This window comes from Pseudonocardia cypriaca (genome assembly GCF_006717045.1).
GTDB lineage: Bacteria > Actinomycetota > Actinomycetes > Mycobacteriales > Pseudonocardiaceae > Pseudonocardia > Pseudonocardia cypriaca.
In genome coordinates this window covers 813,272-838,011 of the sequence record NZ_VFPH01000002.1, presented here as the reverse complement: position 1 = coordinate 838,011, position 24,740 = coordinate 813,272, and the positions used below count along the sequence as shown (strand labels likewise).

Sequence of the window (24,740 nt, the reverse complement as noted above, 5' to 3'; positions counted from 1 at the left end):
TCACGGTGGGGGAGGATCGACGTGTGGGAACGAACATCCTCGACGAGCTGGAGTGGCGCGGCCTGATCGCGCAGAGCACCGACCTCGACGCCTTGCGCCGAGACCTGGCGGACGGCGTGCTCACCCTCTATGCCGGGTTCGACCCCACGGCGCCCAGCCTGCACGCGGGCAACCTGATGCTGTTGCTCACGCTGCGCCGGTTCCAGCAGGCGGGGGCGCGGCCGATCGTCCTCGCCGGCGGTGCCACCGGGATGATCGGTGACCCGCGTGACGTGGGGGAGCGGGCGCTGAACAGCGCCGACACGGTGCTCGACTGGGCGAACCGGATCCGGGGCCAGCTGGAGCGGTTCGTCGACTTCGACGGCCCAAACGGGGCGCTCGTCGTCAACAACCTCGACTGGACCGGCGGGCAGACCACGCTCGAGTTCCTGCGGGACGTCGGGAAGCACTTCTCGGTGAACGTGATGCTGAACCGCGAGACGGTCAGACGGCGGCTCGCCGGCGAGGGCATGTCCTACACCGAGTTCAGCTACCTGCTCCTGCAGAGCCAGGACTACCTGCACCTGTACCGCGAGCACGGCTGCCGGCTCCAGATCGGCGGGTCCGACCAGTGGGGCAACATCGTCGGCGGGGTGGACCTGATCCGGAAGGTCGAGGGCGCTGCCGTGCACGCGCTCACCACGCCGCTCGTCACCGACGCCGAAGGCCGCAAGATCGGCAAGTCCACCGGCGGCGGCAGCATATGGCTCGACCCGGGGATGACCTCCCCGTACGCCTGGTACCAGTACTTCGTCAACGTGGCCGACGCCGACGTCATCCGCTACCTGCGCTACTTCACCTTCCTCTCGCGGGAGGAGATCGACGAGCTGCAGCGAGAAGTCGCCGAACGGCCGCATGCGCGCGCCGCCCAACGAAGGCTGGCGGGGGAGCTCACCACGCTCCTGCACGGGAGACGCGCCACGGAGCAGGTGATCGCGGCCAGCTCGGCGCTGTTCGGCAGGGGTGATCTCAGGGAGCTCGACGCCGGCACGCTCGATGCCGCCCTAGCGGAGGTGCCGCGTGCCGACGTCTCGGTCGGCGAGCGCCCGACGATCGTCGACCTCCTGCTTTCCACCGGGCTGGCGGACAGCAGGAGCGCCGCCCGGCGCACGGTCGCCGAGGGCGGGGCGTACGTGAACAACGCCAAGGTTCCCGACGAGGACTGGACGCTCGACGAAGGTGATCTCCTCGCGGGGCGGTGGGCCGTCGTGCGCCGGGGCAAGCGCAACCTCGCCGGCGTCCGGGCCAGCTGAGCCCTCCGCGCGGGGACGGGAACACGAGCCCGTCCCCGCGCGTTGGACACGGGTGGAGCGAGCATCGCGCCCAAACGGCCTCTGACCTGCGGGAACACCCTAAAGGGACCCCCCGGTGAAAGGGCCTCCGACGGGGGTGTGTAACTTTCTCCTCGTCGCCACGGCGGGCAGCACGACAGACCGGGACGGAATCTCCGGCCCAGAGTCAGCCCCCGGATCACGGCGGCCGCCCCGGAAGGCCGAGCACCACGGTGCTAGCCTGAAGGAGTGGGCCTGGCGGAGCTTGACTCCGCGCCCAGGACCACGTACCGTGTGAAAGTTGCCCCGGCCCGGTCCGCGAGGATCGCATGGTGTGCGGGTGTCTCTTGAGAACTCAACAGTGTGTCGAGCTTTATCATGAATTGGTTTTATGCCAGTTTGTTTTCGACCTGCGACCCCGTCGCAGGTCTTGCTAGAGCCAGATTTTGTTGGAGAGTTTGATCCTGGCTCAGGACGAACGCTGGCGGCGTGCTTAACACATGCAAGTCGAGCGGTAAGGCCCCTTTGGGGGTACACGAGCGGCGAACGGGTGAGTAACACGTGGGTGACCTGCCCTCAGCTCTGGGATAAGCCCGGGAAACTGGGTCTAATACCGGATATGACCTGCTGTTGCATGACAGCGGGTGGAAAGTTTTTCGGCTGAGGATGGGCCCGCGGCCTATCAGCTTGTTGGTGGGGTGATGGCCTACCAAGGCGACGACGGGTAGCCGGCCTGAGAGGGCGACCGGCCACACTGGGACTGAGATACGGCCCAGACTCCTACGGGAGGCAGCAGTGGGGAATATTGCGCAATGGGCGAAAGCCTGACGCAGCGACGCCGCGTGGGGGATGACGGCCTTCGGGTTGTAAACCTCTTTCGACCGGGACGAAGGGAAACTGACGGTACCGGTAGAAGAAGCACCGGCCAACTACGTGCCAGCAGCCGCGGTAATACGTAGGGTGCGAGCGTTGTCCGGAATTATTGGGCGTAAAGAGCTCGTAGGCGGTGTGTCACGTCGGTCGTGAAAACTTGGGGCTTAACCCTGAGCGTGCGGTCGATACGGGCATCACTTGAGTTCGGCAGGGGAGACTGGAATTCCTGGTGTAGCGGTGAAATGCGCAGATATCAGGAGGAACACCGGTGGCGAAGGCGGGTCTCTGGGCCGACACTGACGCTGAGGAGCGAAAGCGTGGGGAGCGAACAGGATTAGATACCCTGGTAGTCCACGCCGTAAACGGTGGGCACTAGGTGTGGGGGCCATTCCACGGTCTCTGTGCCGCAGCTAACGCATTAAGTGCCCCGCCTGGGGAGTACGGCCGCAAGGCTAAAACTCAAAGGAATTGACGGGGGCCCGCACAAGCGGCGGAGCATGTGGATTAATTCGATGCAACGCGAAGAACCTTACCTGGGTTTGACATGCACTAGACGCGTCTAGAGATAGGCGTTCCCTTGTGGCTGGTGTGCAGGTGGTGCATGGCTGTCGTCAGCTCGTGTCGTGAGATGTTGGGTTAAGTCCCGCAACGAGCGCAACCCTCGTTCCATGTTGCCAGCGGGTTATGCCGGGGACTCATGGGAGACTGCCGGGGTCAACTCGGAGGAAGGTGGGGATGACGTCAAGTCATCATGCCCCTTATGTCCAGGGCTTCACACATGCTACAATGGCTAGTACAGAGGGCTGCGAGACCGCGAGGTGGAGCGAATCCCTTAAAGCTAGTCTCAGTTCGGATCGGGGTCTGCAACTCGACCCCGTGAAGTTGGAGTCGCTAGTAATCGCAGATCAGCAACGCTGCGGTGAATACGTTCCCGGGCCTTGTACACACCGCCCGTCACGTCATGAAAGTTGGTAACACCCGAAGCCGATGGCCTAACCCCTTGTGGGAGGGAGTCGTCGAAGGTGGGACCGGCGATTGGGACGAAGTCGTAACAAGGTAGCCGTACCGGAAGGTGCGGCTGGATCACCTCCTTTCTAAGGAGTCTCGCCGTGTGGTGGGGTTGGCCGATCCTGTTCTTCGGGGTTGGTTCTCCTTTTCCTTGATTCCATGCTCGGGCTGCTCCTTCGGGGGTGGTGCGGGTGTGGCTGGGTGGAACATAGAGTCCGATTCATGGTTCTCCGGATCTAGGTTCGGGGGTTCGACACGCTGTTGGGTCCTGAGGGGACACCCTGTTCGGGGTGTTTCTTCTGGCCCCTGGCCTCGATCGCCTAACGCTCCGCTCGTCGGGGTGGTGGTGGTCGGCGAGGGTTGGGGTGTGGTTGTGCGTTGAGTGTTGCATAGTGGATGCGAGCATCTTGTTGTGAATAAGTGTTTAAGGGCACATGGTGGATGTCTAGGCATCAGGAGCCGATGAAGGACGTGGGAGGCCGCGATAGGCCTCGGGGAGCTGTCAACCGAGCTGTGATCCGAGGATTTCCGAATGGGGAAACCCGGCACCCGTCATGGGGTGTCACTCATGCCTGAATACATAGGGTATGAGGGGGAACGTGGGGAAGTGAAACATCTCAGTACCCACAGGAAGAGAAAACAACCGTGATTCCGTGAGTAGTGGCGAGCGAAAGCGGATGAGGCTAAACCTCGGTCGTGTCAAGCCGGCAGGCGTTGCGGCTGGGGTGTTGTGGGATTTCGTCGTTGGGGTTCTGCCGAGCTCCAGATGGTGTTGTGTGGTGTTAGTGGAAGACTTCTGGAAAGGGTCGCCGTAGTGGGTGAGAGCCCCGTACGCGAAAACGCCGCACGTGTCATGGACGTTGTTCCCGAGTAGCAGCGAGCTCGTGGAATTTGCTGTGAATCTGCCGGGACCACCCGGTAAGCCTAAATACTCCCTGATGACCGATAGCGGACTAGTACCGTGAGGGAAAGATGAAAAGTACCCCGGGAGGGGAGTGAAATAGTACCTGAAACCGTGTGCCTACAAGCCGTCAGAGCTTTTCGAAGTGATGGCGTGCCTTTTGAAGAATGAGCCTGCGAGTTATGCTTCGTGGCGAGGTTAACCCGTGTGGGGTAGCCGTAGCGAAAGCGAGTCTGAATAGGGCGTGTAGTCGCGGGGTGTAGACCCGAAGCGGAGTGATCTACCCATGGCCAGGGTGAAGCGACGGTAAGACGTCGTGGAGGCCCGAACCCACCAGGGTTGAAAACCTGGGGGATGAGCTGTGGGTAGGGGTGAAAGGCCAATCAAACTCCGTGATAGCTGGTTCTCCCCGAAATGCATTTAGGTGCAGCGTCGCGTGGTGGATGCCGGAGGTAGAGCACTGGATGGGCTAGGGGGCCGACAAGCTTACTGAACTCAGCCAAACTCCGAATGCCGGTATTTCTAGCGCGGCAGTGAGACTGCGGGGGATAAGCTTCGTAGTCGAGAGGGAAACAGCCCAGATCACCGGCTAAGGCCCCTAAGCGTGCGCTAAGTGGGAAAGGATGTGGGATCGCCCAGACAACCAGGAGGTTGGCTTAGAAGCAGCCACCCTTTAAAGAGTGCGTAATAGCTCACTGGTCAAGTGGTCCTGCGCCGACAATGTAGCGGGGCTCAAGCGCACCGCCGAAGCCGTGGCAATGCCACATTAGATCCGCTTCTCCTCTTCGGAGGAGTTGTGTAGTCGTGGTGTTGGGTAGGGGAGCGTCCTGCATCCGGTGAAGCGGCCCTGTGAGGGAGTCGTGGAGGGTGTGGGAGTGAGAATGCAGGCATGAGTAGCGAATGCAGAGTGAGAACCTCTGCCGCCGAATGACCAAGGGTTCCTGGGCCAGGTTAATCCGCCCAGGGTGAGCCGGGACCTAAGGCGAGGCCGACAGGCGTAGTCGATGGACAACGGGTTGATATTCCCGTGCCCGTGACAGTGCGCCCGTGCCGAGGCCGGTGATGCTAACCATCCGAACCCGCTTGCTGGCCTTCGGGCTGGCTTGTTGGGGGAGCGTGGGGCCCGATCCGGTAGTAGGCAAGCGATGGGGTGACGCAGGAGGGTAGTCCCGCCAGGCGGTGGTAGTCCTGGTGTAAGCCTGTAGCCCGACATGTAGGTAAATCCGCATGTCATCAAGGGTGAGAGGTGATGCGTAGCCGATTGAGGCGAAGTAGGATGATCCCATGCTGCCGAGAAAAGCCTCTAGCGAGTGCTGTTGCGGCCCGTACCCTAAACCGACACAGGTGGTCAGGTAGAGAATACCGAGGCGATCGAGTGAACTGTGGTTAAGGAACTCGGCAAAATGCCCCCGTAACTTCGGGAGAAGGGGGGCCGGAGGCTCTGAAGCCCTTTGCGGGCTAGGGGCAGCCGGCCGCAGAGACCAGGCCCAAGCGACTGTTTACTAAAAACACAGGTCCGTGCGAAGTCGCAAGACGATGTATACGGACTGACGCCTGCCCGGTGCTGGAACGTTAAGAGGACCTGTTAGCTCTTCGGGGCGAAGCGGAGAATTTAAGCGCCAGTAAACGGCGGTGGTAACTATAACCATCCTAAGGTAGCGAAATTCCTTGTCGGGTAAGTTCCGACCTGCACGAATGGCGTAACGACTTGGGCGCTGTCTCGACCACAGACTCGGCGAAATTGCACTACGAGTAAAGATGCTCGTTACGCGCGGCAGGACGGAAAGACCCCGGGACCTTTACTACAGCTTGGTATTGGTGCTCGGTTCGGCTTGTGTAGGATAGGTGGGAGACTGTGAAGCTGTCACGCCAGTGATGGTGGAGTCGTTGTTGAAATACCACTCTGGTCGAATTGGGTGTCTCAACCTCGGGCCATGATCTGGTTCAGGGACAGTGCCTGGTGGGTAGTTTAACTGGGGCGGTTGCCTCCCAAAGTGTAACGGAGGCGCCCAAAGGTTCCCTCAGCCTGGTTGGCAATCAGGTGTCGAGTGTAAGTGCACAAGGGAGCTTGACTGTGAGACTGACAGGTCGAGCAGGGACGAAAGTCGGGACTAGTGATCCGGCACCTCCTGGTGGAAGGGGTGTCGCTCAACGGATAAAAGGTACCCCGGGGATAACAGGCTGATCTTGCCCAAGAGTCCATATCGACGGCATGGTTTGGCACCTCGATGTCGGCTCGTCGCATCCTGGGGCTGGAGTAGGTCCCAAGGGTTGGGCTGTTCGCCCATTAAAGCGGTACGCGAGCTGGGTTTAGAACGTCGTGAGACAGTTCGGTCCCTATCCGCCGCGCGCGCAGGAGACTTGAGGAAGGCTGTCCCTAGTACGAGAGGACCGGGACGGACGAACCTCTGGTGTGCCAGTTGTCCCGCCAGGGGCATGGCTGGTTGGCTATGTTCGGAAGGGATAACCGCTGAAGGCATCTAAGCGGGAAGCTCGTTCCAAGATGAGGTCTCCCACCACCTTGCGTGGTTAAGGCCCCCAGCAGACCACTGGGTTGATAGGCCAGAGATGGAAGCCCAGCAATGGGTGGAGTTGACTGGTACTAATAGGCCGAGGGCTTGTTCACAGCAAGTTGTTTGCATCCACTATGCGACCCTGAGCGCACAGCTACGTTCATTTTGGCGCATCCACTATGGTTTCATATAATTTGATAGTGTTGTCGGTGGTTTTGGCGGAGGGGGAACGCCCGGTCCCATCCCGAACCCGGAAGCTAAGCCCTCCAGCGCCGATGGTACTGCACTCGTTAGGGTGTGGGAGAGTAGGTCGCCGCCGACATTCAACGTTCAGTGGGCCCCCGCCAGCAGGCGGGGGCCCACTTTTGTATCCTCTGTAGGTGAGTATCGCGGATGGTTCCGGCGATGACCGCCCGCGAGAAGATCGCGACAGCGGCCGTGGAACCGATGATCGAAAGAGCCGACCCGTAGGCGGCGCGGCACGAGGCCGGCAGGGCGACGAACGCGGCCGTGGAAAAGGCGCGCCGCGGGTCGGATCCGGCTGGAACGACCGCGGCGGCGCCCGGCAGGGCGAAAACGATCGGCGTGGCCGCGACGATCGGCGGCCGTACGAGCAGCGGGAGCGGCGGGAAGGCCGCCCGGATCGCGCCAGCGGCGGTCGTGAGGGACGGCCCTGGGCCGGCCGGGACGACCGCGGGACCTCCGGCGACCGAGGAGCGGGCCGGGAGACCGGCGGGCGTGGTGGCCGGCAGGGCGACTCCCGACCGGGGGCCCGCCGGAACGACGGCGAGCGCACCGACCGGGGAGCACGAGGCGACAGGCCGCGCGGGGACTTCCGCGGCGGCCGGGACGACCGTGCCGGGCGCGACAACCGTGCCGGGCGCGACGACAGAGGCGGTGACCGCGGCTACCGGCGCCGCGAGGACGGTCCGGCCGGGCGCGACGATCGCCCTGGGCGCGAGCGCCGTCCCTACGGCGGCGGACGACCCGGGGCCGGAACGCGGGATGACCGCGGTGGTGGCGATCGACGCCCCTGGTCGGATCGCGGGGATGCCCGGGGTGGCCGGGACGACCGCTCGGGTGGCGAGCGCCGTCCGTGGGTGGATCGCGGCGCTCGCGACGACCGTTCGGGCGGTGACCGGAAGCCGTGGGCCGACCGCGGAGACAGCCGGGGTCGGCGGGACGACCGCCCTGCCGGTGAGCGTCGGCCGTGGGTGGACCGGGGTGCTCGCGACGACCGTTCCGGCGGTGACCGGAAGCCCTGGTCCGATCGCGGAGACGCGCGCGGCCGCGACGACCGCTCGGGCGGTGACCGGAAGCCGTGGACGGAGCGCCGGGACACCCGCGGCGGTCGCGACGACCGCTCCGGTGGCGAGCGGAAGCCGTGGGCCGACCGCGGCGCCGCCGGGGGTCGGCGCGACGACCGTGCCGGCGGGGATCGGCGGCCGTGGGCGGGCCGTGACGACGCCCGCGGTGGTCGCGACGACCGGGTTCGTGACGAGTCGCGCGGCCGCTCGGACGAGCGGTCCAGGGGCGAACGCGGCGGGTACGAGCGGGGCCCCAGCTCGACCGGCCGCCCCAGCTCCACCGGCCGGCCGGCGGGTGGTTCCGGTCGTGGCGACCGGCGGCCGGACCGTCGCGAGGAGACCCGTTCGTCCTCCGGCGCGCCGCACCGGCAGCAGCGGCCCGACGGCGTGGCCGCCCACACCACCCCGAGGGTGCCCGAGCCCGCACTGACCGACGACATCACGGCCGGAGAGCTCGACGCCGAGGTGCGGCGCGACCTGCGCGGCCTGCAGCGCGACACCGCCGACACCGTGGCCCGCCACCTGGTGGCGGCAGGCCGCCTGGTGGACGAGGACCCGGAGCTCGCGCTCGAGCACGCCCGGTTCGCGCGGGCGAGGGCGTCCCGGATCGCGGTCGTGCGCGAGGCGGCCGGCATCGTCGCCTACCACGCGGGGGAATGGGCCGAGGCGCTCGGCGAGCTGCGTGCCGCACGGCGCATGGGGGGCGGACCGGGGCACCTGGCGGTCATGGCCGACATCGAGCGTGCACTCGGCCGGCCCGAGCGCGCACTGGAGCTCGGCCGCGGTCCCGAGGCGCGTGAGCTGGGCCGGGCGGAGAGCATCGAGCTCGCCATCGTCGCCGCCGGAGCCCGGCGGGACCTCGGTGAGCTGGACGCCGCCGTCGTCAGCCTGCAGATCCCGGAGCTGGATCCCGCACGCCGCGACCCGTGGAGCGCTCGGCTGTTCTACGCGTACGCCGACAACCTGCTCGCCGCCGGCCGCGAGTCGGACGCGCTGCAGTGGTTCGTGCACGCCGCCGACGTCGACGACGACGGCGAGACCGACGCCGCCCTGCGGATCGCCGAGCTCACCGGTGAGCCGCTGCCGGAGGACGACTTCGACCTCGGCGTCGAGGACGACTCTCCGGCCGACGCCGAGGGCGAGGACGCGGGTTCCGCCACGGACGACGTCGAGGCCGAGCCTGCGGGTTCGGCCGTCGACACAGCGGAGGGGGGACCGGGCCCGGACTCCTCGACGTCCGAGCCGGCGGACGCCGACCCGGAGCTGGGCGGCACTGCGGGCGAGGCCTCCGCGACGGACGCGCGGACCGATGCGCCCACGACCGAACCCGATGGTGTCGAGGCTGCCGGCTCCGACCCGGAGCCCGAACCTTCGGACGAGACCGGTCCGGTGGATGGTGCGGACGCCGAGGCGAGCGACACCGAGGCTGCCGACTCGGGCGTGGAAGGCGGCGCGGACGAGGAGCGCGATCGCGGAGCCTCCGGGTGAGCGACGACCTGCTGAGCCGCCACGACGTGCTGCTGGCCGACCTGGACGGCACGCTCTACCGCGGGCCGTCCGTGGTGCCGGGCGCGGTGGAAGCCGTGCGCGGCGCGGCGGAGCGGGGCGTGCGCACGGTGTACGTCACCAACAACGCGTCGCGCAGCCCGTCGTCCGTGGCCGAGCACCTCGCCGAGCTGGGGTTCGCGGCGAGCAGCGAGGACGTCGTCGCGAGCTCGCAGGCCGCGGCCACCATGCTCGCCGAGCAGCTGCCGGCGGGCGCCCGGGTGCTCGTCGTGGGCGCCGAGGCCCTCGCCGCGGAGGTCACCGCGCGCGGGCTGCGGGTCGTCACCACGGCGGGCGAGGCCGACGCGGTGGTGCAGGGACACAGCCCGCACACGGGCTGGGCGCAGCTCGCCGAGGCCACGGTCGCGGTGCGCGCGGGCGCGCTGTGGGTGGCGTGCAACCTCGACGCGACCCTGCCCACCGAGCGCGGGCCGCTGCCCGGGAACGGGGCGATGGTCGGCGTCGTGCGGCTCTCCACGGGGCGCGAGCCGCAGGTCGCCGGCAAGCCCGGACCCGCGTTGCTCCTGGAGGCGGCGCGGCGCACGGGGGCACAACGCCCGCTCATGATCGGTGACCGTCTCGACACCGACATCGAGGGCGGTCGCGCCGCGGACATGGCGACGTTGCTCGTGCTCACCGGTATCTCGGACGCGGCGGAGCTGCTGGCCGCGCCGCCGCAGCTGCGGCCCGACTACGTGGCCGCCGACCTGGACGGACTCACCGCCCGCCCCGAGGACCTCGCGTTCGGGCCGCGGCCGGGCTGGGACGTCCGCGTGCCCGAGCCGGGCACCGTCGTGCTGTCCGGTTCGGGCGCCGACCCGGTGGACGCGCTGCGCGCCCTGTGCGCCGCCCACTGGGCGGCCGGTGGCGGGCCCGTCCACGTCACCGCAGACGGGGACGACGCGGCCGCCGCGCTGGGCGGCCTCGGTCTCGACGTGGTCGACTCGGCTACCGTGGCGGGAGTCGGGAAGCACGACCAGACGGGGGGAGCCGACCGATGACAGTTCCCATGCCGGGGCCGCCACCGCGCACGGCCGACCCCCTCGACGCCGTCCAGCAGGCCGTGTCCGCCCTCGAAGGGCTGGCCGACCGGCCGCTCGGCGAGCACGTCGAGGCGTACGAGCGCGTGCACACGGCGCTGTCCGACGCGCTCGCCGCCGGGTCCTCGGGCGGCGCGTGACCGCGGTGGTCACCCGATCCCGTCTCGACGCCGAGCTCGTCCGGCGCGGGCTGGCCCGCTCCCGGCAGCAGGCGGCCGAGCTGATCGAGCAGGGCCGCGTCGTCGTCCGCGGTGTGCCTGCGGGTAAGGCCGCCACCGTCGTCGACCGCGACACCCCGGTCGTCGTGCAGCGCGTCCACGAGCGTGAGTGGGCGTCGCGGGGAGCCCACAAGCTGATCGGCGCACTCGACGCGTTCGGCGTGGACGTCACCGGCCTGCGCTGCCTGGACGCGGGCGCGTCCACCGGAGGGTTCACCGACGTGCTGCTGGACCGCGGAGCGGCCGAGGTGGTGGCCGTCGACGTGGGGTACGGGCAGCTCGTGTGGCGGTTGCGCAGCGACGAGCGCGTGCGGGTGCACGACCGCACCAACGTCCGCGCGCTCGAACCGGCGACGATCGGGGGCCATGTGGCCCTCACGGTCGCCGACCTGTCGTTCATCTCGTTGCGCACCGTGCTGCCGGCCCTCGTCGCGTGCACGGCGGAGGACGGAGAGCTCCTGCCGATGGTCAAGCCGCAGTTCGAGGTGGGGAAGGCGCGGTTGGGTGCGGGAGGTGTGGTGCGCAGCCAGGAGCTGCGGCTCGCGGCGCTCACCGAGGTGGCGGTGGCGGCGCGGGCGCTCGACCTGGTGCTGCGCGGGGCCGTCGCGAGCCCGCTGCCGGGCCCGTCGGGCAACGTGGAGTACTTCCTGCGGCTCGCCCGCTCCGGTCCCGACGCGGGCGACGGCGTGCTGGCCACCGCTGTCGAGGAGGGGCCGTGACGCGGGAGATCCTGGTCGTCCTGCATTCGGGGCGCGCCACCAACCGCCGCACCGCCGCGGCCGTCGCGCACCGGCTAGCCGCCGCCGACGTCCGGCTGCGGGTGCTGGGTGAGGAGTGGGCGGAGGTGCAGGACGGAGACCTCCCGACTGCGCTCACCCCGCGGATCGTCGAGGGCAGGCCCGGCTGCGCCGAGGGTGCGGAGGTCGTGCTGGTGCTCGGTGGCGACGGCACCCTGCTGCGCGCCGCGGAGATGGCCCGGCCGGTCGGGGTGCCGCTGCTCGGGGTGAACCTCGGCCGGGTCGGGTTCCTCGCCGAGACCGAGCAGGAGTCGCTCGACGAGGCGCTGGACGCCGTCGTCGAGGGCAGCTACTCGGTGGAGGAGCGGATGACGATCGACGCGGTCGCCCGATCCAACGGGGACGTGATCGCTCGTACCTGGGCGCTCAACGAGGCCACGGTCGAGAAGAGCAGCCGGGAGCGGATCCTCGAGGTGGTGCTCGAGGTGGACGGGCGGCCGGTGTCGGCGTTCGGCTGCGACGGCGTGCTCTGCGCCACGCCGACCGGCTCCACCGCGTACGCGTTCTCCGCGGGCGGGCCGCTGGTGTGGCCGCAGGTCGAGGCGTTGCTGCTGGTGCCGAGCAACGCGCACGCGCTGTTCGCCCGGCCCATGGTGATCGCGCCGGACAGCGAGGTGGCGGTCGAGGTCGACCCGACGGGGCCGCCCGCGGTGCTGGAGTGCGACGGGCGCCGGACGTTCGCGCTGCCGCCCGGATCGCGGGTCGAGCTGGCCCGCGGCGACAACCCGGTGCGGATGGTGCGCCTGGACGGGCAGCCGTTCGCCGACCGCCTCGTCCGCAAGTTCGACCTGCCCGTGCGGGGCTGGCGCGGCGCGCCCGGGACCCCACACTAGGACTGCCTGTCCGGGTGGCGCCGTACGCTTCGGCCCATGCTGGCCGAGATGCGGATCCAGGGCCTCGGCGTGATCGACGACGCGACGCTCGAGCTGGACCCGGGGCTCACCGTCCTCACCGGCGAGACCGGTGCGGGCAAGACCATGGTCGTCACCGGCCTCTCGCTGCTCGGCGGCGGCCGGGCCGAGGCGTCCCGGGTGGCGGGCGGCGCCCGGCGTGCGGTCGTGGAGGGCAGGTTCACCGCCGACCCGGCGGCGCTCGCCGTGGCCGACGAGGTGGGCGCCGACGCCGACGAGGACGGCACCCTCATCGCCGTGCGCACCGTGTCGGCCGACGGGCGGTCGCGGGCGCACCTCGGGGGCCGGTCGGTACCGGTGGGGGTGCTGTCGCGGCTCGCGGAGGCGACCCTCGCGGTGCACGGGCAGAACGACCAGCTGCGCCTGCTGCGTCCGGCCGAGCAGCGGGCGCTGCTGGACCGCTTCGCAGGTGACGCCGTCGCCGGGCCGTTGGAGCGCTACCGCGCCGTGCGGGCGGAGTGGCAGCGGGTCACCGCGGAGCTGGCCGAGCGCCGCGACGGCGCCCGGCGCCTCGCGCAGGAGGCCGACATGCTGCGCCACGGTCTCACCGAGATCGAGGCGGTCGACCCCCGGCCGGCGGAGGACGTCGAGCTGGTCGACCTCGCGCGCCGGCTGGCCGCGGCCGACGACCTGCGCGAGGCAGCCACGGCCGCGCAGGCCGCCCTCGTCGGCGCCGACGAGCTCGACCCGGACGCCCCGGCCGCGCTCGCGCTGATCGGCGATGCCCGGCACCGGCTCGCCGCCGCAGGCGATCCCGAGCTCTCCGGGCTGGACGCCCGGCTCGGCGAGGCGCTCGCGCTGCTCGGCGACGTCGGCACGGAGCTCACCGCTTACCTCGACCGGCTCGACGCCGATCCCGAGCGGCTCGCGCAGGTGCTCGCCCGGCAGGCCGAGCTGAAGGCGCTCACGCGCAAGTACGCCGCCGACATCGACGGCGTGCTCGCCTGGGCAGCCGCCGCTCGGGAGCGCCTCGCCGGCCTCGACACCTCCGACGAGGCCCTCGCCGCCCTCGCCGCCCGCCGCGACGAGCTCGCCGCAGAGCTGGCCCGCCACGCGCAGGTCGTCACGGCGGCGCGCACCGAGGCCGCCGCGCGCCTCGCCGAGGGCGCCACCGCCGAGCTGGCCGGCCTCGCGATGCGCGACGCGCGCCTGCAGGTGTCGGTCACACCGCGGGAGGCGGGCCGCGACGCCCCCGACGCCCTGCAGGTCGGCGGCGCGCTGCTGGCGGCCGGCACTGACGGCGTCGACGAGGTCGAGCTGCGGCTGGTGGCCCACGCAGGTGCCACCCCGCAGCCGCTGCACAAGGGCGCCTCGGGCGGCGAGCTCTCCCGCGTGATGCTCGCCCTCGAGGTGGCGCTCGCCGGAGCCGACCCGGTGCCCACGATGGTGTTCGACGAGGTCGACGCCGGGGTGGGCGGCCGCGCAGCCGTCGAGATCGGCCGCAGGCTCGCCCGGCTCGCAGCGCGCCACCAGGTGATCGTGGTGACCCACCTGCCGCAGGTGGCCGCCTACGCCGACCGGCACCTCGTGGTCGACAAGTCGTCGGCCGGGCAGAACGGCGCGGGCGGGACGGGACGGGTGCGCAGCAGCGTGCGCACCCTGCCCGAGGCCGACCGCATCGTCGAGCTCGCCCGGATGCTCGCCGGCCTCGAACACACCGACACCGGCCGCGCCCACGCCGAGGAGCTCCTCGCCGCGGCCCGCGCCCATCGGGAGGCCGACCGGGCGGCCGCGGCGAACGGGTCGGTGGCAGGCCAGAAGAAGCGCCGGAAGGCCTCGGCCGCGGCGGGGTGAGATCACGCCCCAGCGGCGGCCCGTATCGAGACAGTGCCGTAGGTCTGTGTCGCAGGCTTCTCGGTGGGGCCTCCTGGGGTTGAGGTCTCCTGTCTCGAGGTCTTGCCTCGTCAGGGCCTCCTGGCGGCCCCGCGCAGTGTGCAGGGCCGCCCCTCACAGTTCAAGGGCGCTGCGCGTCGCTTCGCGATCGCTGACGCGACCCTTGACCTGCGAGCCTCTGCGACCCTTGAGGCCCGCTACGCGGGCAGGCCCCGTGCCTGCCCCTTTGGCGCGCGGCGCCGCCAGGAGGCCGAAGTCGGGCATCTCCTTGCCCTCGCGCACCCGGTCACTGCTCACGCACCTCTAGTCGGCCCATGCATCCCGTTGACGGGCCGCGTGGCCTGAGAAGGGGTGTGTGAGCGGCGGAGATCGCCCCGATGTGGCTGATGATCGGCGGTTGGGCGCGTTTCCCGACGTCACGGGTCGGGAAACGCGCCGAAACACTGATCATGGTGGTGAGACCGCCTTCGGTGGCGCCGCGCGCAAAGAAGGGCAGGCCCACGCCTGCCCGCGAAGCGGGCCCAAGAGGGGTCGCAGAGGCTCACGGGTCAAGGGTCGCGAAGCGATCGCGCAGCGACGCCGAAGGCGCCCTTGAGGCGTGAGGGGCGGCCCCGCATGATGCGCGGCGCCAACGAAGGCCAGGTGGAGGCGGGCCTCGAAGATACGAGGCGCCGCTGAAGGCCTGGTAGAGGATGGCCTGGACAAGACGCGGACTGCTCTATCCGCGGGTGGTTCTGGGCGGCCATGTCTGCTCGATCAGCCTGCGACGAGCTCGATGACCGCGGCAGCCACCTCCTCCGGGCAGTCCTCGGGCAGGAAGTGGCCGCCGGGCAGTACGCGGGTGCGCAGGTCGGGCGCCCAGCTCGACCAGACCTCCTCGGGGTCGAACGGGAGGACCAGCTCACCAGGGTCCTGCCACATCGCGAGCACCGGCGCCTCGATGCGGCGGCCGGCCTGCCGGTCGGCCGCGTCGTGCTCGACGTCGACGGTGGCGCTCGCGCGGTAGTCCTCGCAGATCGCGTGGATCGCCTCGGGTCGGCGGCATGCGTCGAGGTAGGCGGCGCGGACCTCGGCGGGGATCGCGGCCGGGCGCCGCGACCAGATGTCGAGGAAGTGGCCGAAGAACGTGTCGGGGTCGGCCGCGATCATCCGCTCCGGGAGGTCGGCGGGGTGGGCGAGCAGGTAGAGGTGGAAGGCACGCCGCCCGTGCCCTGCAGCGCGGCCCACATGTCGGTCGTGGGGACGACGTCGAGCACGGCCACCCGCTCCACGGCACCGGGGTGGTCGAGCGCGGCCCGGAACGCGACCAGTGCACCGCGGTCGTGGCCGACGACGGCGAACCGCTCGTGGCCGAGCTCGCGCATGAGCGCAACCATCGTGGCGGCGGTCGTGCGCTTGGCGTAGCCGGGGGCCGGCGCGCTGGCGCCGTAACCGGGCAGGTCCGGGCAGACGACCCGGAAGCGCTCCGCGAGCAGCGGGGCGACCGCCCGCCACGCGAGGTGGGTCTGCGGGAAGCCGTGGAGCAGGAGCACGGGAGGCCCCGCGCCCCCGGTGGCCACGCGCAGGCGACCCGCGGCCTGCGACACGTCGTGGAGGTCGAAGCCGGGGATCTGCGGCGTCATGGCCCGAGGGTCCCGGATGACTCCGACAGTTCGGGGCGTGAACCCACGGTGACCGTCCGGCGTGCCTTCCCAGCAACTCGCGCGTCGAGTGTCACAGTGCGTGTATGAAGCTGTCCGGCCTGTTGCACCGCTCGCGTACGGCGCTGCCCGGGCTGTTCGGCGTCGCCCGGGTCGACCGGCGCACCGACGGCCTGCTCCGCCGCGTGAAGGCGGGCGAGATCGCCGTCATCGACCAAGTCGACCTGGACCGTTCCACCGCAGAGGCTCTCGTCTCGGCGCAGGTGGCGGCCGTCGTCAACGCGGCGCCGTCCATCTCCGGCCGGTACCCCAACCTGGGGCCCGAGGTGCTCGTCGCCGCCGGCATCGTGCTGGTGGACGACGTCGGCGCCGAGGCCCTGCGGGTGATCAAGGACGGGAGCCGGATCCGCATCCACGAAGGCGTGGTCTACGCCGGCGAGCTGGAGCTGGCGAGGGGCGTCGAGCAGAACGCCGACTCCGTGGCCGACGCGATGGTGGAGGCGAAGTCCGGCCTCACCCACCAGCTCGAGGCGTTCGCCGCCAACACCATCGAGTTCATGCGCCGCGAACGCTCGATGCTGCTCGACGGTGCAGGCGTGCCCGACGTCGAGGTCCGGCTGGCCGACCGCCAGGTGCTCGTGGTCGCGACGGGCTACGACCACGAGGCCGAGCTCAAGCAGCTCGCCCACTTCATCCGCGAGTACCGGCCGGTGCTGGTCGGCGTGGGGGCGGGCGCGGACGCGCTGATCAAGGCCGGGCACCGGCCGCAGCTCATCGTCGGTGACCCGAGCGAGATCTCCAGCGAGGCCCTCACCTGCGGCGCGGACGTGGTGGTCCCGGCCTTCGCCGACGGGCACGCGCCCGGACTGCACCGCGTGCAGGACCTCGGCGTGGGCGCCGTGACGTTCCCGAGCTCGGCCAACCCGGAGGACCTCGCCCTGCTGATCGCCGCGCATGGCGGCGCATCGCTCGTGGTCACGGTGGGGCTCTCGGCGAGCATGGCGGAGTTCCTCGACCGCGGGCGCTCGGGCAGCATCGCCTCGACGTTCCTCACCCGGCTGCAGCTGGGCGGGCTGCTCGTGGACGGGCGGGTCATCGCCTCGCTCTACCGCAGCCGGATCTCGGTCGGCGCGATCCTGCTGATGGCGGCGTCGGCGCTGGTCGCGGTGCTGGCCGCGCTGCTCGTGTCGGACGCGGGCGAGGCCGTGCTGGCGTGGATCTCCCAGGTGTTCGTGGGCCTCGTGCAGCAGATCAGGGACGTGACCGGGGGACTGTTCTCGTGATCTCTTTCCGCTACCACCTGGTGTCGATCGCCGCGGTGTTCCTGGCGCTGGCCGTCGGCATCGTGCTCGGGTCGGCCGGGGTGTCGGACCGGCTGCTGTCGGCCGTCTCCCACCAGGCCGACGACCTCGCGGGCCAGGTCCAGACGCTGCGTGCGGAGCGGGACGGCCTCGCCGCCGGCCAGCGCGCGTCCGACGAGTTCGCGCGGCGCGTCGGCCCCGCCGCCGTGCGCGGGCTGCTCCGCGGCAGCACCGTGACGCTGGTGACCTCGGGCGCCGACCCCGCCGACCGGGACGCCGTGCTTGCGCTCCTGCAACAGGCCGGGGCCGCCGTGGGCGGCGAGGTGGCGCTCACCCCGGCCGTCGGCGACCCGGCGCGCGGCGACCAGCTGCGCGCGCTGACCGCGGAGCTCCTGCCCACCGGCGCCCAGCTGCCGGCGGCCACCGACACCGGCAGCCTCGTCGGCGGTCTGCTCGGCGGCATCGTCCTCGCCCCGGCCGGCCAGCAGGGTGTGCAGCCCATCGCGGCCCAGCAGGCCGACGCCGTGCTGGCCGGGCTCGCGGCCGCCGGGTTCGTCGCGCCCGGCCAGCGGCCGCAGCCCGGGAACGTCGTGCTCGTGCTCACCGGTGGCGCGCTGCAGGGCGTCGACGCGGCCGACGCCGCCGCCGTCACCGCGCGGCTGGCCGCCCAGCTCGACCTGGCGGGCGGCGGCGCCGTCCTGGCCGGCCGCACCGGCTCGGCGGACGCCACCGGTGCCGTGGGTGTGGCGCGCGCGGAGCCGGGCATCGTCGAGCGGATCTCCACCGTGGACGACGTGCAGACCGGGGCCGGGCAGGTCTCGGCCGTGCTCGCGCTGCGCGAGCAGCTCGACGGGCGCGCGGGCAGCTACGGAACGTCGGCCACGGCCACCGGGGGAGCGGCGCCCGCCGCCTGATCGGGTGCCGGGCGTGCGACACGCGGGGGAGTTCGCCGAGCCGGCTGGTTCGTATGTACCCTGAAGACCCGTGCAGCCTCGCGCGACGCGTCATCTGTTCGTCACCGGCGGGGTAGCGTCCTCGCTGGGCAAGGGCCTCACGGCTTCGAGCCTCGGCCAGCTCCTCACCGCCCGCGGCCTGCGGGTCATCATGCAGAAGCTGGATCCGTACCTGAACGTGGATCCGGGCACGATGAACCCGTTCCAGCACGGTGAGGTGTTCGTCACCGAGGACGGGGCGGAGACCGACCTCGACATCGGCCACTACGAGCGGTTCCTCGACCGGAACCTCAACGGCCGGGCGAACGTCACCACGGGTCAGGTGTACTCGTCGGTGATCGCCAAGGAACGCCGCGGGGAGTACCTCGGCGACACCGTCCAGGTCATCCCGCACATCACCAACGAGATCAAGGACCGGATCCGCGCGATGGCGGAGCCGGACGAGGACGGCAAGGTCCCCGACATCGTGATCACCGAGGTCGGCGGCACGGTGGGCGACATCGAGTCGCTGCCGTTCCTGGAGGCGGTGCGGCAGGTCCGCCACGACGTCGGCCGGGACAACTGCTTCTTCCTGCACGTCTCGCTGGTGCCCTACCTGGCGCCGTCGGGCGAGCTGAAGACGAAACCCACCCAGCACTCCGTCGCCGCGCTGCGCAACATCGGCATCCAGCCCGACGCGCTCGTGCTGCGCGCCGACCGGGAGATCCCGGACGGCATGAAGCGCAAGATCAGCCTGATGTGCGACGTCGACACCGACGGCGTCGTCGCCGCCCCTGACGCCCCGTCGATCTACGACATCCCGCGCGTGCTGCACCGCGAGGGCCTCGACGCGTACGTCGTGCGCCGCCTCGGGCTGCCGTTCCGCGACGTCGACTGGACGGTGTGGGGCGACCTGCTCGACCGCGTGCACCACCCGGACGAGACGGTGCGGATCGCGCTGGTCGGCAAGTACGTCGACCTGCCGGACGCCTACCTGTCGGTCACCGAGGCGCTGCGCGCGGGCGGGTTCGCCCACCGGGGGCGCGTGGAGATCGTCTGGGTGCAGTCGGACGAGTGCCGCACGCCTGCGGGGGCCGCGGCGCACCTGGACGGCATGGACGGCGTGCTGATCCCCGGCGGCTTCGGCGTGCGCGGGATCGAGGGCAAGCTCGGCGCGATCCGCCACGCCCGCACCCGCGGCATCCCCACCCTGGGGCTGTGCCTCGGCCTGCAGTGCATGGTGATCGAGGCCGCGCGGTCGCTCGCCGGCCTCGCCGACGCCAACTCGTCGGAGTTCGACGAGCGCACCCCGCACCCGGTGATCTCCACGATGGCCGACCAGCGAGACGTCGTGGCGGGCGAGCGCGACATGGGCGGCACGATGCGGCTCGGCGCGTACCCGGCCGTCCTGAAGAAGGGTTCGGTCGTGGCCGCCGCATACGGCGCCCGCGAGGTGTCCGAGCGGCACCGGCACCGCTACGAGGTGAACAACTCCTACCGGACCCGGCTGGAGGAGGTCGGGCTGGTGTTCGGCGGCACCTCGCCGGACGGCAAGCTCGTCGAGTTCATCGAGCTGCCCGCCGACACGCACCCGTTCTTCGTCGGCACCCAGGCCCACCCCGAGCTCAAGAGCCGCCCGACCAGGCCGCACCCGCTGTTCAGCGCGTTCGTCAAGGCCGCGCTGGCCTACCGGGCCGCTGACCGGCTCCCGGTGGAGCTGCCGCCCCGCGAGCCCGCGACGGCCGGCGTGAAGGCGGCCGTGAACGGGGCGGGATCGTGACGGCGCCCCGGCACGAGTTCACGGTCGAGGCGTCCAAGGACATCTACGTCGGCAAGGTCATGGCCCTGCGGGCCGACGAGGTGGTCATGCCCGGTGGCGGGCTGGCCGTGCGGGAGATCGTCGAGCACCCCGGAGCCGTCGCGATCGCCGCCCTCGACGCCGACGACCGGCTCATGATGATCCACCAGTACCGGCACGCCCTGCGCAGGCGGCTGTGGGAGCTCCCGGCCGGGCTGCTCGACGTGCGTGGCGAGGACCCGCTGGTCACCGCGCAGCGCGAGCTGACGGAGGAGACCGGCCTCGCGGCGAGCGAGTGGTCCACGCTCGTCGACCTCGCGCCCTCGCCGGGCTTCACCGAGGAGGCGGTGCGGGTCTACCTCGCCCGCGGGCTCACCGAGGTGGGTCGCCCGGCGGTCGAGGGCGACGAGGAGGCCGACCTCACCACGCGGTGGGTGTCGCTGCCGGTCGCGGTGCGCATGGTGCTCTCGGGCACGATCGTCAACAGCACCACGGTGGCGGGCGTGCTGGCGGCCAACGCCCTCGCGGTCGCGCCGACGGCCGCGCGCGCGGCCGACGCGCCGTGGCCGGACCGGCCCACGCGGTTCGCGGACCGGGTGGCGGATCAGGTGCGCTGACCTCGCAGCCAGGTCAGAACCTGGTGCGCGTGCTGGTCCGGCGGGAAGACCGGGTAGAACGCGTGCTCGACCACGCCGTCGCGGATGATCAGGGTCAGCCGCTTGTAGAGCGTGAGCCCGCCGGCGTCGAACGTCGGTAGCCCGAGGGCGCCGGCGAGGCTGTGGGTGGGGTCGGAGAGCATCCGGAACGGCAGGTGGAGCCGCTCGACGACCTCGCGCTGGTAGTCGACGTCCTGGCTCGACAGGCCGAACACGTCGACCGCACCTGCGGCGCGCAGGTCCTGGTGGTGGTCCCGGAAGCCGCAGGCCTCCGGGGTGCAGCCACGCGCGCCGGGGATCGAGTCCCAGCCGTCGGGCGGCTCCGTGCCCGGGCGCGCGGTGAGCGGGTAGGCGTAGATCACCGTCCGGTCCGGGCCGAGCGCGTCGAGGCGGACCGTCGCACCGTCGGTGGCCCGCAGCTCCACGGGCGGCACCGCCGTGCCGGGCAGGTGGGCGGCCGCGCCGTCGTCCTCCGGAACGGGCAGGTCGGGCGGCAGCTGGGATCCGGTCATCGTCGTCGGATGCCGTCGTCAGGGACGCAGGAGGCGCCCGTCGGGGTCGGTGGGGTCCCCGGCGAGCATCACGATCCCGTCGATGAACGACCAGACCACCCCGACCCCGAACAGGACCAGCACCAGCTGGGCGACCGCGATCCCGGTGTGGCCGGTGTAGAAGCGCCCGGTACCGAACGGCAGGAACAGCTGCAGGAGGGCCGCGATCACCTTGAGGCGGTCGGAGTACGGGCGGCCCGTGACCGGATCCCGCCCGTACGGGGCCTCCAGGTCGTAGCCGGCCTGTGCGGGGACGGCCACCGTCGGCTGCGGCGCCATCGCGACGGTGGGTTGGTCCCGCGGGAGGTCGACGAAGAGCGGAGCGAGGTCCTCGGCCGTGCGGGCGGCGTAGGCGGCGCTCGTGCGCTCCTCGTACTCGGCGGCGTCGAGCCGGCCTGCGGCGTAGTGCTCGCCCAGCTCGCGGACCGCCGCCTCACGCTCGACGTTGCCGATGCGCACCGATGGCGTGCTCACGCCATCGACGGTACCGCTCCCGGGCGGGGTCTGCGTGGAACGCGGCGTGTGCCCGCAGCGAGATTCTCCCGGTCCGGTGTCGATACGGGCGCACCCCGTTCGTAGTGGGGTGAGAATGCGGGATGTGCCCGCCGACCAGGAGGAGGACCGGCATGGCGCGATACATGTTGTCCGTGCACAGCCGAGAGGGTGAGGTGCGCGAGCCGCCGACGGAGGAGGAGATGCAGCGGTCCCACGCGCAGCTCGGCGTCATCGAGCGGGAGATGGCGGCGGAGGGCGCGTGGGTGTTCTCCGCGCGCCTGCACGAGGCGGGCACCGCCACGGTCGTGCGCATGTCCGGCGACGAGGTCCTCACCACCGACGGTCCGTTCGCCGAGTCCAAGGACCACCTCGGCGGCTTCTACCTGATCGAGGCCGCCGACCTCGACGCCGCACTCGGCTGGGCGGCGAAGGTCACCGCGGCCATCGGGGTGCCGATCGAGGTCCGTCCGCTGGCCGGCTTCGCGGATGAACCACGCGCCTGACGGGGCGGTCGACGCGCCCCTGATCGGCCGGATCTTCCGCGAGGAGTCCGGCCGATCGGTCGCCGCCCTGATCGCGTTCTGCGGTGACATCGATGTCGCGGAGGACGCGGTGCAGGAGGCGTTCGCCATCGCGCTGCGCAGATGGCCCGACGTCGGGGTGCCGCCCAATCCCGGCGGGTGGATCACCACGACCGCCCGCAAACGCGCCATCGACCGGCTGCGCCGCGACGCTCGGGGCCGGATCCTGCTCGGTGAGGTGGCGGCACTCGCCGAACCGGATGGTCCGGAGGGGGGAGGAGCCGTGCCCGACGAGCGGTTGCGCCTCATCTTCACCTGCTGCCACCCGGCCTTGTCGGCCGAAGCACGGGTCGCGCTCACGCTCCGGCTGCTCGGCGGGTTGTCGACCGCGGAGGTCGCCAGGGCCTTCCTGATGGCGGAGCCGGCGATGGCGCAACGGCTCGTCCGGGCCAAACGCAAGATCAAGGCCGCCCGCATCCCCTACCGCGTGCCGGAGGACGAGGAGCTGCCGGACCGGCTGCGATCCGTCCTGGCCGTCGTCTACCTCGTCTACAACGCCGGGGTCCACAACGCCGGGCTCGCCGGCCCGGAGCTGTGTGCGGAGGCGATCCGGCTCGCGCGGATCCTGAGCGGTCTCATGCCCGACGAGCCCGAGGTGGCCGGCCTGCTCGCGCTCGTCCTGTTGATCGAGTCCCGGCGCGCCGCGCGCACGCTCCCCGACGGCTCCCTCGCGGTGCTCGGCGAGCAGGACCGTTCCCGGTGGGATCGCGCATTGATCGAGGAGGGGCAGGCAATCGTGCGCGGATGCCTGCGCCGGGACCGTCCCGGCCCCTATCAGATCCAGGCGGCGATCAACGCCGTGCACACCGACGCGGCCACCGCCGAGCAGACCGACTGGCCGCAGATCCTCGCCCTGTACGACCAGCTGCTCGCCATGGCACCCACCCCCGTCGTGGCCCTCAACCGGGCCATCGCCGTCGGCGAGGTGCACGGCTCCGCCGCCGCGCTCACCCTGGTCGACGAGCTCGACCTCGGCCACTACTACGCCTTCCACGCCACCCGGGCGGACCTGCTGCGCAGGCTGGGCCGCGACAGCGAGGCCGCGGACGCCTACGAACGCGCGGCCACCATGGCACCGACCGACGCCGAACGCGACTTCCTCAGGCTCGGCGGCAGAGGCAGACGCTGAGCGGGGATCACGGCTGCGCCAACTCGGCCGGTGTCGGGACCCGGCGGGACGCGAACGCGTCCCGGCCCGGCGGGTCTCCGGCTGCCAGCCTGCCCAGTCGGCCGAGGTAGTGGTGCCAACCGCCGTCGTGCGCGTCCGCGGCCGGTGCTGCCAGGCCGCGGTGCACGAGCTTCAGCAGCGTGCCGCCGTCGACCGTGGGCGTCAGGTCGATCTCGACCGTGGTCGAGCCGGGTGGGATCTCGACCTCCGGGCGTTCCCAGCCGTAGGTGAAGACCACCCTCCGCCCGGGGACGAGCTCGACGTAGGTCCCGGAACAGGTGTCGCCGTTGGCGTGGGTCCACCTGATGGCGCCACCCGGGCGGGCGTCCAGGACGGCCTCCTCCGCCATCCACCTCACGAACTCCGCCGGGTCGGTGAGCAGCTCGTAGACGACGTCCGCCGGCGCGGCGATCACCAGCTCCTGCGCGACGAGCTTCACGGCGCCTGCCCGCCGGCGTCCGGGTTCCCCGCCTTCGCCTCGGCCGCGGCGGTCAGGCGGCGCAGCGGCTCGGACCAGAAGTCGTCGAGGAACGACGCGACCTGGGCGATCCGCCCCAGATCGGCGCGGTACAGCCGCCGGTTCGCATCCACCCGCACGGTGACGAGCCCCGCCTCCCGCAGCTGCTTGAGGTGCTGGCTCGCGGCCGGCCGGGACAGGCCCGCCGCGTCCGCCAGCTCCGATGCGGGCCGCTCGCGGTCCCACACCAGGCGCAGCATCGTCCGCCGGCTCGGGTGCGCGATGGCGCGGATCGCCTCGTCCGACGGATCGTCCGACGGGCCGGCGGCGGGGGTCACGGTCTGCGGCCCATCGCCCCGAGCAGCCGGTCCTGCGGCGAGGCGTCGACCGGGACGGCGACGGCCGGCCCGACGATCCCGCCCGCCCGGCCGCGTTCGGGCATGTCCGGGAGGAACATCGCGACGCACGCCTCGACGAGGTCGACGTCCAGCGTCGGGTCCTGCCCGGTTGCGACGGCGAGGTCCCAGGTGTGCACGAGGTTGTCCATGAACGTGCCTGCCGTCGCCTCGGCGACCGACCACTCGAAGCCCAGCGGTGACGCGCACCGCCGGTCCAGGACGCCGGGGCGGGCGAGCGCCTCGAGCGCCGCCGCCACACCGGCCCGGTAGTCGTCCGGGGTCGCTCCCCGGCGGACGGACGGCGGCTCTCCGGCAACGGCCGCGAGCAGGTAGTCGGTGGACCCCGTCATGTGGTCGATGAGCTGCTGCACGGACCACTCCGAACACGGTGTCGCTCCCGTCCGCTGCTCCGGGGCGACCGCGTCCATGATCGTGGACGCCCGGGCCGTCGCCCGCTGGAACAGCCTCACCGGGTCGGTGTCGTTCATCGGCCCTCCTGATTGCAGT

The 24,740-nt window shown here is 71.0% G+C and carries 21 protein-coding genes and 3 rRNA genes; 16 read left to right on the top strand and 8 right to left on the bottom strand.

Annotation, left to right across the window (positions count from 1 at the left end; genetic code table 11):
* Positions 1-23 precede the first annotated feature (23 nt).
* The 4 genes from tyrS (at position 24) to rrf (ending at position 6,927) form a co-directional block, all read left to right on the top strand.
* Positions 24-1,292 carry a tyrosine--tRNA ligase gene (tyrS, locus tag FB388_RS21485; protein ID WP_142104018.1) on the top strand — a complete coding sequence of 423 codons (1,269 nt, stop codon included), beginning with the start codon at positions 24-26 and terminating at the stop codon, positions 1,290-1,292.
* Between the two features lie 464 nt (positions 1,293-1,756).
* A 16S ribosomal RNA gene (locus FB388_RS21480) occupies positions 1,757-3,277 on the top strand.
* Between the two features lie 328 nt (positions 3,278-3,605).
* Positions 3,606-6,718 (top strand): 23S ribosomal RNA (locus FB388_RS21475).
* A gap of 92 nt (positions 6,719-6,810) precedes the next feature.
* Positions 6,811-6,927, top strand: a 5S ribosomal RNA gene (rrf, locus tag FB388_RS21470).
* The 16S, 23S and 5S rRNA genes sit together here, the layout of an rRNA operon.
* Before the next feature lies 1 nt (position 6,928).
* Here rrf and FB388_RS21465 read toward each other — a convergent pair.
* A complete protein-coding gene (locus FB388_RS21465; protein WP_142104017.1) occupies positions 6,929-8,311 on the bottom strand; it encodes a hypothetical protein in 1,383 nt (460 codons plus the stop codon).
* A gap of 12 nt (positions 8,312-8,323) precedes the next feature.
* Between FB388_RS21465 and FB388_RS21460 the strand changes: the two genes are divergently transcribed.
* The 6 genes from FB388_RS21460 to recN are packed head-to-tail and all read left to right on the top strand — an operon-like array spanning position 8,324 to position 14,217.
* The gene (locus FB388_RS21460) at positions 8,324-9,400 is read left to right on the top strand and encodes an ICP22 family protein (RefSeq protein ID WP_142104016.1); all 1,077 of its coding nucleotides are present in this window, start codon (positions 8,324-8,326) and stop codon (positions 9,398-9,400) included.
* Positions 9,397-10,458 (top strand): HAD-IIA family hydrolase, encoded by a 1,062-nt coding sequence (locus FB388_RS21455; RefSeq protein ID WP_142104015.1) that lies wholly within the window; start codon positions 9,397-9,399, stop codon positions 10,456-10,458. The genes FB388_RS21460 and FB388_RS21455 overlap by 4 nt, the downstream gene beginning before the upstream one ends.
* Complete coding sequence (locus FB388_RS21450) at positions 10,455-10,637, top strand: hypothetical protein (protein ID WP_142104014.1); 183 nt, start codon at positions 10,455-10,457, stop codon at positions 10,635-10,637. The genes FB388_RS21455 and FB388_RS21450 overlap by 4 nt, the downstream gene beginning before the upstream one ends.
* 5 nt (positions 10,638-10,642) lie before the next feature.
* Complete coding sequence (locus tag FB388_RS21445) at positions 10,643-11,434, top strand: TlyA family RNA methyltransferase (RefSeq protein WP_142106176.1); 792 nt, start codon at positions 10,643-10,645, stop codon at positions 11,432-11,434.
* Complete coding sequence (locus tag FB388_RS21440) at positions 11,431-12,345, top strand: NAD kinase (protein ID WP_142104013.1); 915 nt, start codon at positions 11,431-11,433, stop codon at positions 12,343-12,345. The genes FB388_RS21445 and FB388_RS21440 overlap by 4 nt, the downstream gene beginning before the upstream one ends.
* Positions 12,346-12,381: 36 nt before the next feature.
* The gene (recN, locus tag FB388_RS21435; RefSeq protein ID WP_142104012.1) at positions 12,382-14,217 is read left to right on the top strand and encodes a DNA repair protein RecN; all 1,836 of its coding nucleotides are present in this window, start codon (positions 12,382-12,384) and stop codon (positions 14,215-14,217) included.
* Between the two features lie 795 nt (positions 14,218-15,012).
* On the opposite strand, the gene FB388_RS41095 is transcribed toward recN, so the two are convergent.
* The gene (locus FB388_RS41095) at positions 15,013-15,405 is read right to left on the bottom strand and encodes an alpha/beta fold hydrolase (protein ID WP_342787924.1); all 393 of its coding nucleotides are present in this window, start codon (positions 15,403-15,405) and stop codon (positions 15,013-15,015) included.
* Positions 15,402-15,878, bottom strand: a complete 477-nt coding sequence (locus FB388_RS41090) for an alpha/beta fold hydrolase (RefSeq protein ID WP_342787923.1) — start codon at positions 15,876-15,878, stop codon at positions 15,402-15,404. The genes FB388_RS41095 and FB388_RS41090 overlap by 4 nt, the downstream gene beginning before the upstream one ends.
* 104 nt (positions 15,879-15,982) lie before the next feature.
* Here FB388_RS41090 and steA point away from each other — a divergent pair, with 104 nt between their 5' ends.
* The 4 genes from steA (at position 15,983) to FB388_RS21410 (ending at position 20,544) form a co-directional block, all read left to right on the top strand.
* Positions 15,983-17,179 (top strand): putative cytokinetic ring protein SteA, encoded by a 1,197-nt coding sequence (gene steA, locus FB388_RS21425; RefSeq protein ID WP_142104011.1) that lies wholly within the window; start codon positions 15,983-15,985, stop codon positions 17,177-17,179.
* Positions 17,176-18,111, top strand: a complete 936-nt coding sequence (locus tag FB388_RS21420; protein WP_142104010.1) for a copper transporter — start codon at positions 17,176-17,178, stop codon at positions 18,109-18,111. Before steA ends, FB388_RS21420 begins: the two co-directional genes overlap by 4 nt.
* Positions 18,112-18,181: 70 nt before the next feature.
* Positions 18,182-19,909, top strand: a complete 1,728-nt coding sequence (locus FB388_RS21415; protein ID WP_142104009.1) for a CTP synthase — start codon at positions 18,182-18,184, stop codon at positions 19,907-19,909.
* The gene (locus tag FB388_RS21410; protein WP_142104008.1) at positions 19,906-20,544 is read left to right on the top strand and encodes an NUDIX domain-containing protein; all 639 of its coding nucleotides are present in this window, start codon (positions 19,906-19,908) and stop codon (positions 20,542-20,544) included. Before FB388_RS21415 ends, FB388_RS21410 begins: the two co-directional genes overlap by 4 nt.
* On the opposite strand, the gene FB388_RS21405 is transcribed toward FB388_RS21410, so the two are convergent.
* Both FB388_RS21405 and FB388_RS21400 read right to left on the bottom strand, forming a co-directional pair.
* Complete coding sequence (locus tag FB388_RS21405; protein ID WP_142104007.1) at positions 20,532-21,095, bottom strand: peroxiredoxin; 564 nt, start codon at positions 21,093-21,095, stop codon at positions 20,532-20,534. The two genes, FB388_RS21410 and FB388_RS21405, sit on opposite strands and share 13 nt — an antisense overlap.
* A gap of 18 nt (positions 21,096-21,113) precedes the next feature.
* A complete protein-coding gene (locus FB388_RS21400) occupies positions 21,114-21,608 on the bottom strand; it encodes a DUF1707 domain-containing protein (protein WP_142104006.1) in 495 nt (164 codons plus the stop codon).
* Between the two features lie 152 nt (positions 21,609-21,760).
* Between FB388_RS21400 and FB388_RS21395 the strand changes: the two genes are divergently transcribed.
* On the top strand, positions 21,761-22,132 hold the full coding sequence (locus FB388_RS21395) for a YciI family protein (protein WP_142104005.1): 372 nt from the start codon (positions 21,761-21,763) through the stop codon (positions 22,130-22,132).
* The gene (locus tag FB388_RS21390) at positions 22,116-23,339 is read left to right on the top strand and encodes an RNA polymerase sigma factor (RefSeq protein ID WP_142104004.1); all 1,224 of its coding nucleotides are present in this window, start codon (positions 22,116-22,118) and stop codon (positions 23,337-23,339) included. The genes FB388_RS21395 and FB388_RS21390 overlap by 17 nt, the downstream gene beginning before the upstream one ends.
* A 7-nt stretch (positions 23,340-23,346) precedes the next feature.
* On the opposite strand, the gene FB388_RS21385 is transcribed toward FB388_RS21390, so the two are convergent.
* The 3 genes from FB388_RS21385 to FB388_RS21375 are packed head-to-tail and all read right to left on the bottom strand — an operon-like array spanning position 23,347 to position 24,721.
* Complete coding sequence (locus FB388_RS21385) at positions 23,347-23,817, bottom strand: SRPBCC family protein (protein WP_142104003.1); 471 nt, start codon at positions 23,815-23,817, stop codon at positions 23,347-23,349.
* Complete coding sequence (locus FB388_RS21380) at positions 23,814-24,173, bottom strand: ArsR/SmtB family transcription factor (RefSeq protein WP_211362153.1); 360 nt, start codon at positions 24,171-24,173, stop codon at positions 23,814-23,816. The genes FB388_RS21385 and FB388_RS21380 overlap by 4 nt, the downstream gene beginning before the upstream one ends.
* A complete protein-coding gene (locus FB388_RS21375) occupies positions 24,170-24,721 on the bottom strand; it encodes a TIGR03086 family metal-binding protein (RefSeq protein WP_142104002.1) in 552 nt (183 codons plus the stop codon). The genes FB388_RS21380 and FB388_RS21375 overlap by 4 nt, the downstream gene beginning before the upstream one ends.
* Positions 24,722-24,740: the final 19 nt, after the last annotated feature.

What these genes read in the sequence shown, in the direction of transcription:
- FB388_RS21450 (WP_142104014.1), top strand. Translation starts at nt 10,455, where the DNA reads ATGACAGTTCCCATGCCGGGGCCGCCACCGCGCACGGCCGACCCCCTC.
- recN (WP_142104012.1), top strand. Translation starts at nt 12,382, where the DNA reads ATGCTGGCCGAGATGCGGATCCAGGGCCTCGGCGTGATCGACGACGCG.
- FB388_RS41095 (WP_342787924.1), bottom strand. Translation starts at nt 15,405, where the DNA reads ATGATCGCGGCCGACCCCGACACGTTCTTCGGCCACTTCCTCGACATC.
- FB388_RS41090 (WP_342787923.1), bottom strand. Translation starts at nt 15,878, where the DNA reads ATGACGCCGCAGATCCCCGGCTTCGACCTCCACGACGTGTCGCAGGCC.
- steA (WP_142104011.1), top strand. Translation starts at nt 15,983, where the DNA reads ATGAAGCTGTCCGGCCTGTTGCACCGCTCGCGTACGGCGCTGCCCGGG.
- FB388_RS21405 (WP_142104007.1), bottom strand. Translation starts at nt 21,095, where the DNA reads ATGACCGGATCCCAGCTGCCGCCCGACCTGCCCGTTCCGGAGGACGAC.
- FB388_RS21395 (WP_142104005.1), top strand. Translation starts at nt 21,761, where the DNA reads ATGGCGCGATACATGTTGTCCGTGCACAGCCGAGAGGGTGAGGTGCGC.
- FB388_RS21390 (WP_142104004.1), top strand. Translation starts at nt 22,116, where the DNA reads ATGAACCACGCGCCTGACGGGGCGGTCGACGCGCCCCTGATCGGCCGG.
- FB388_RS21375 (WP_142104002.1), bottom strand. Translation starts at nt 24,721, where the DNA reads ATGAACGACACCGACCCGGTGAGGCTGTTCCAGCGGGCGACGGCCCGG.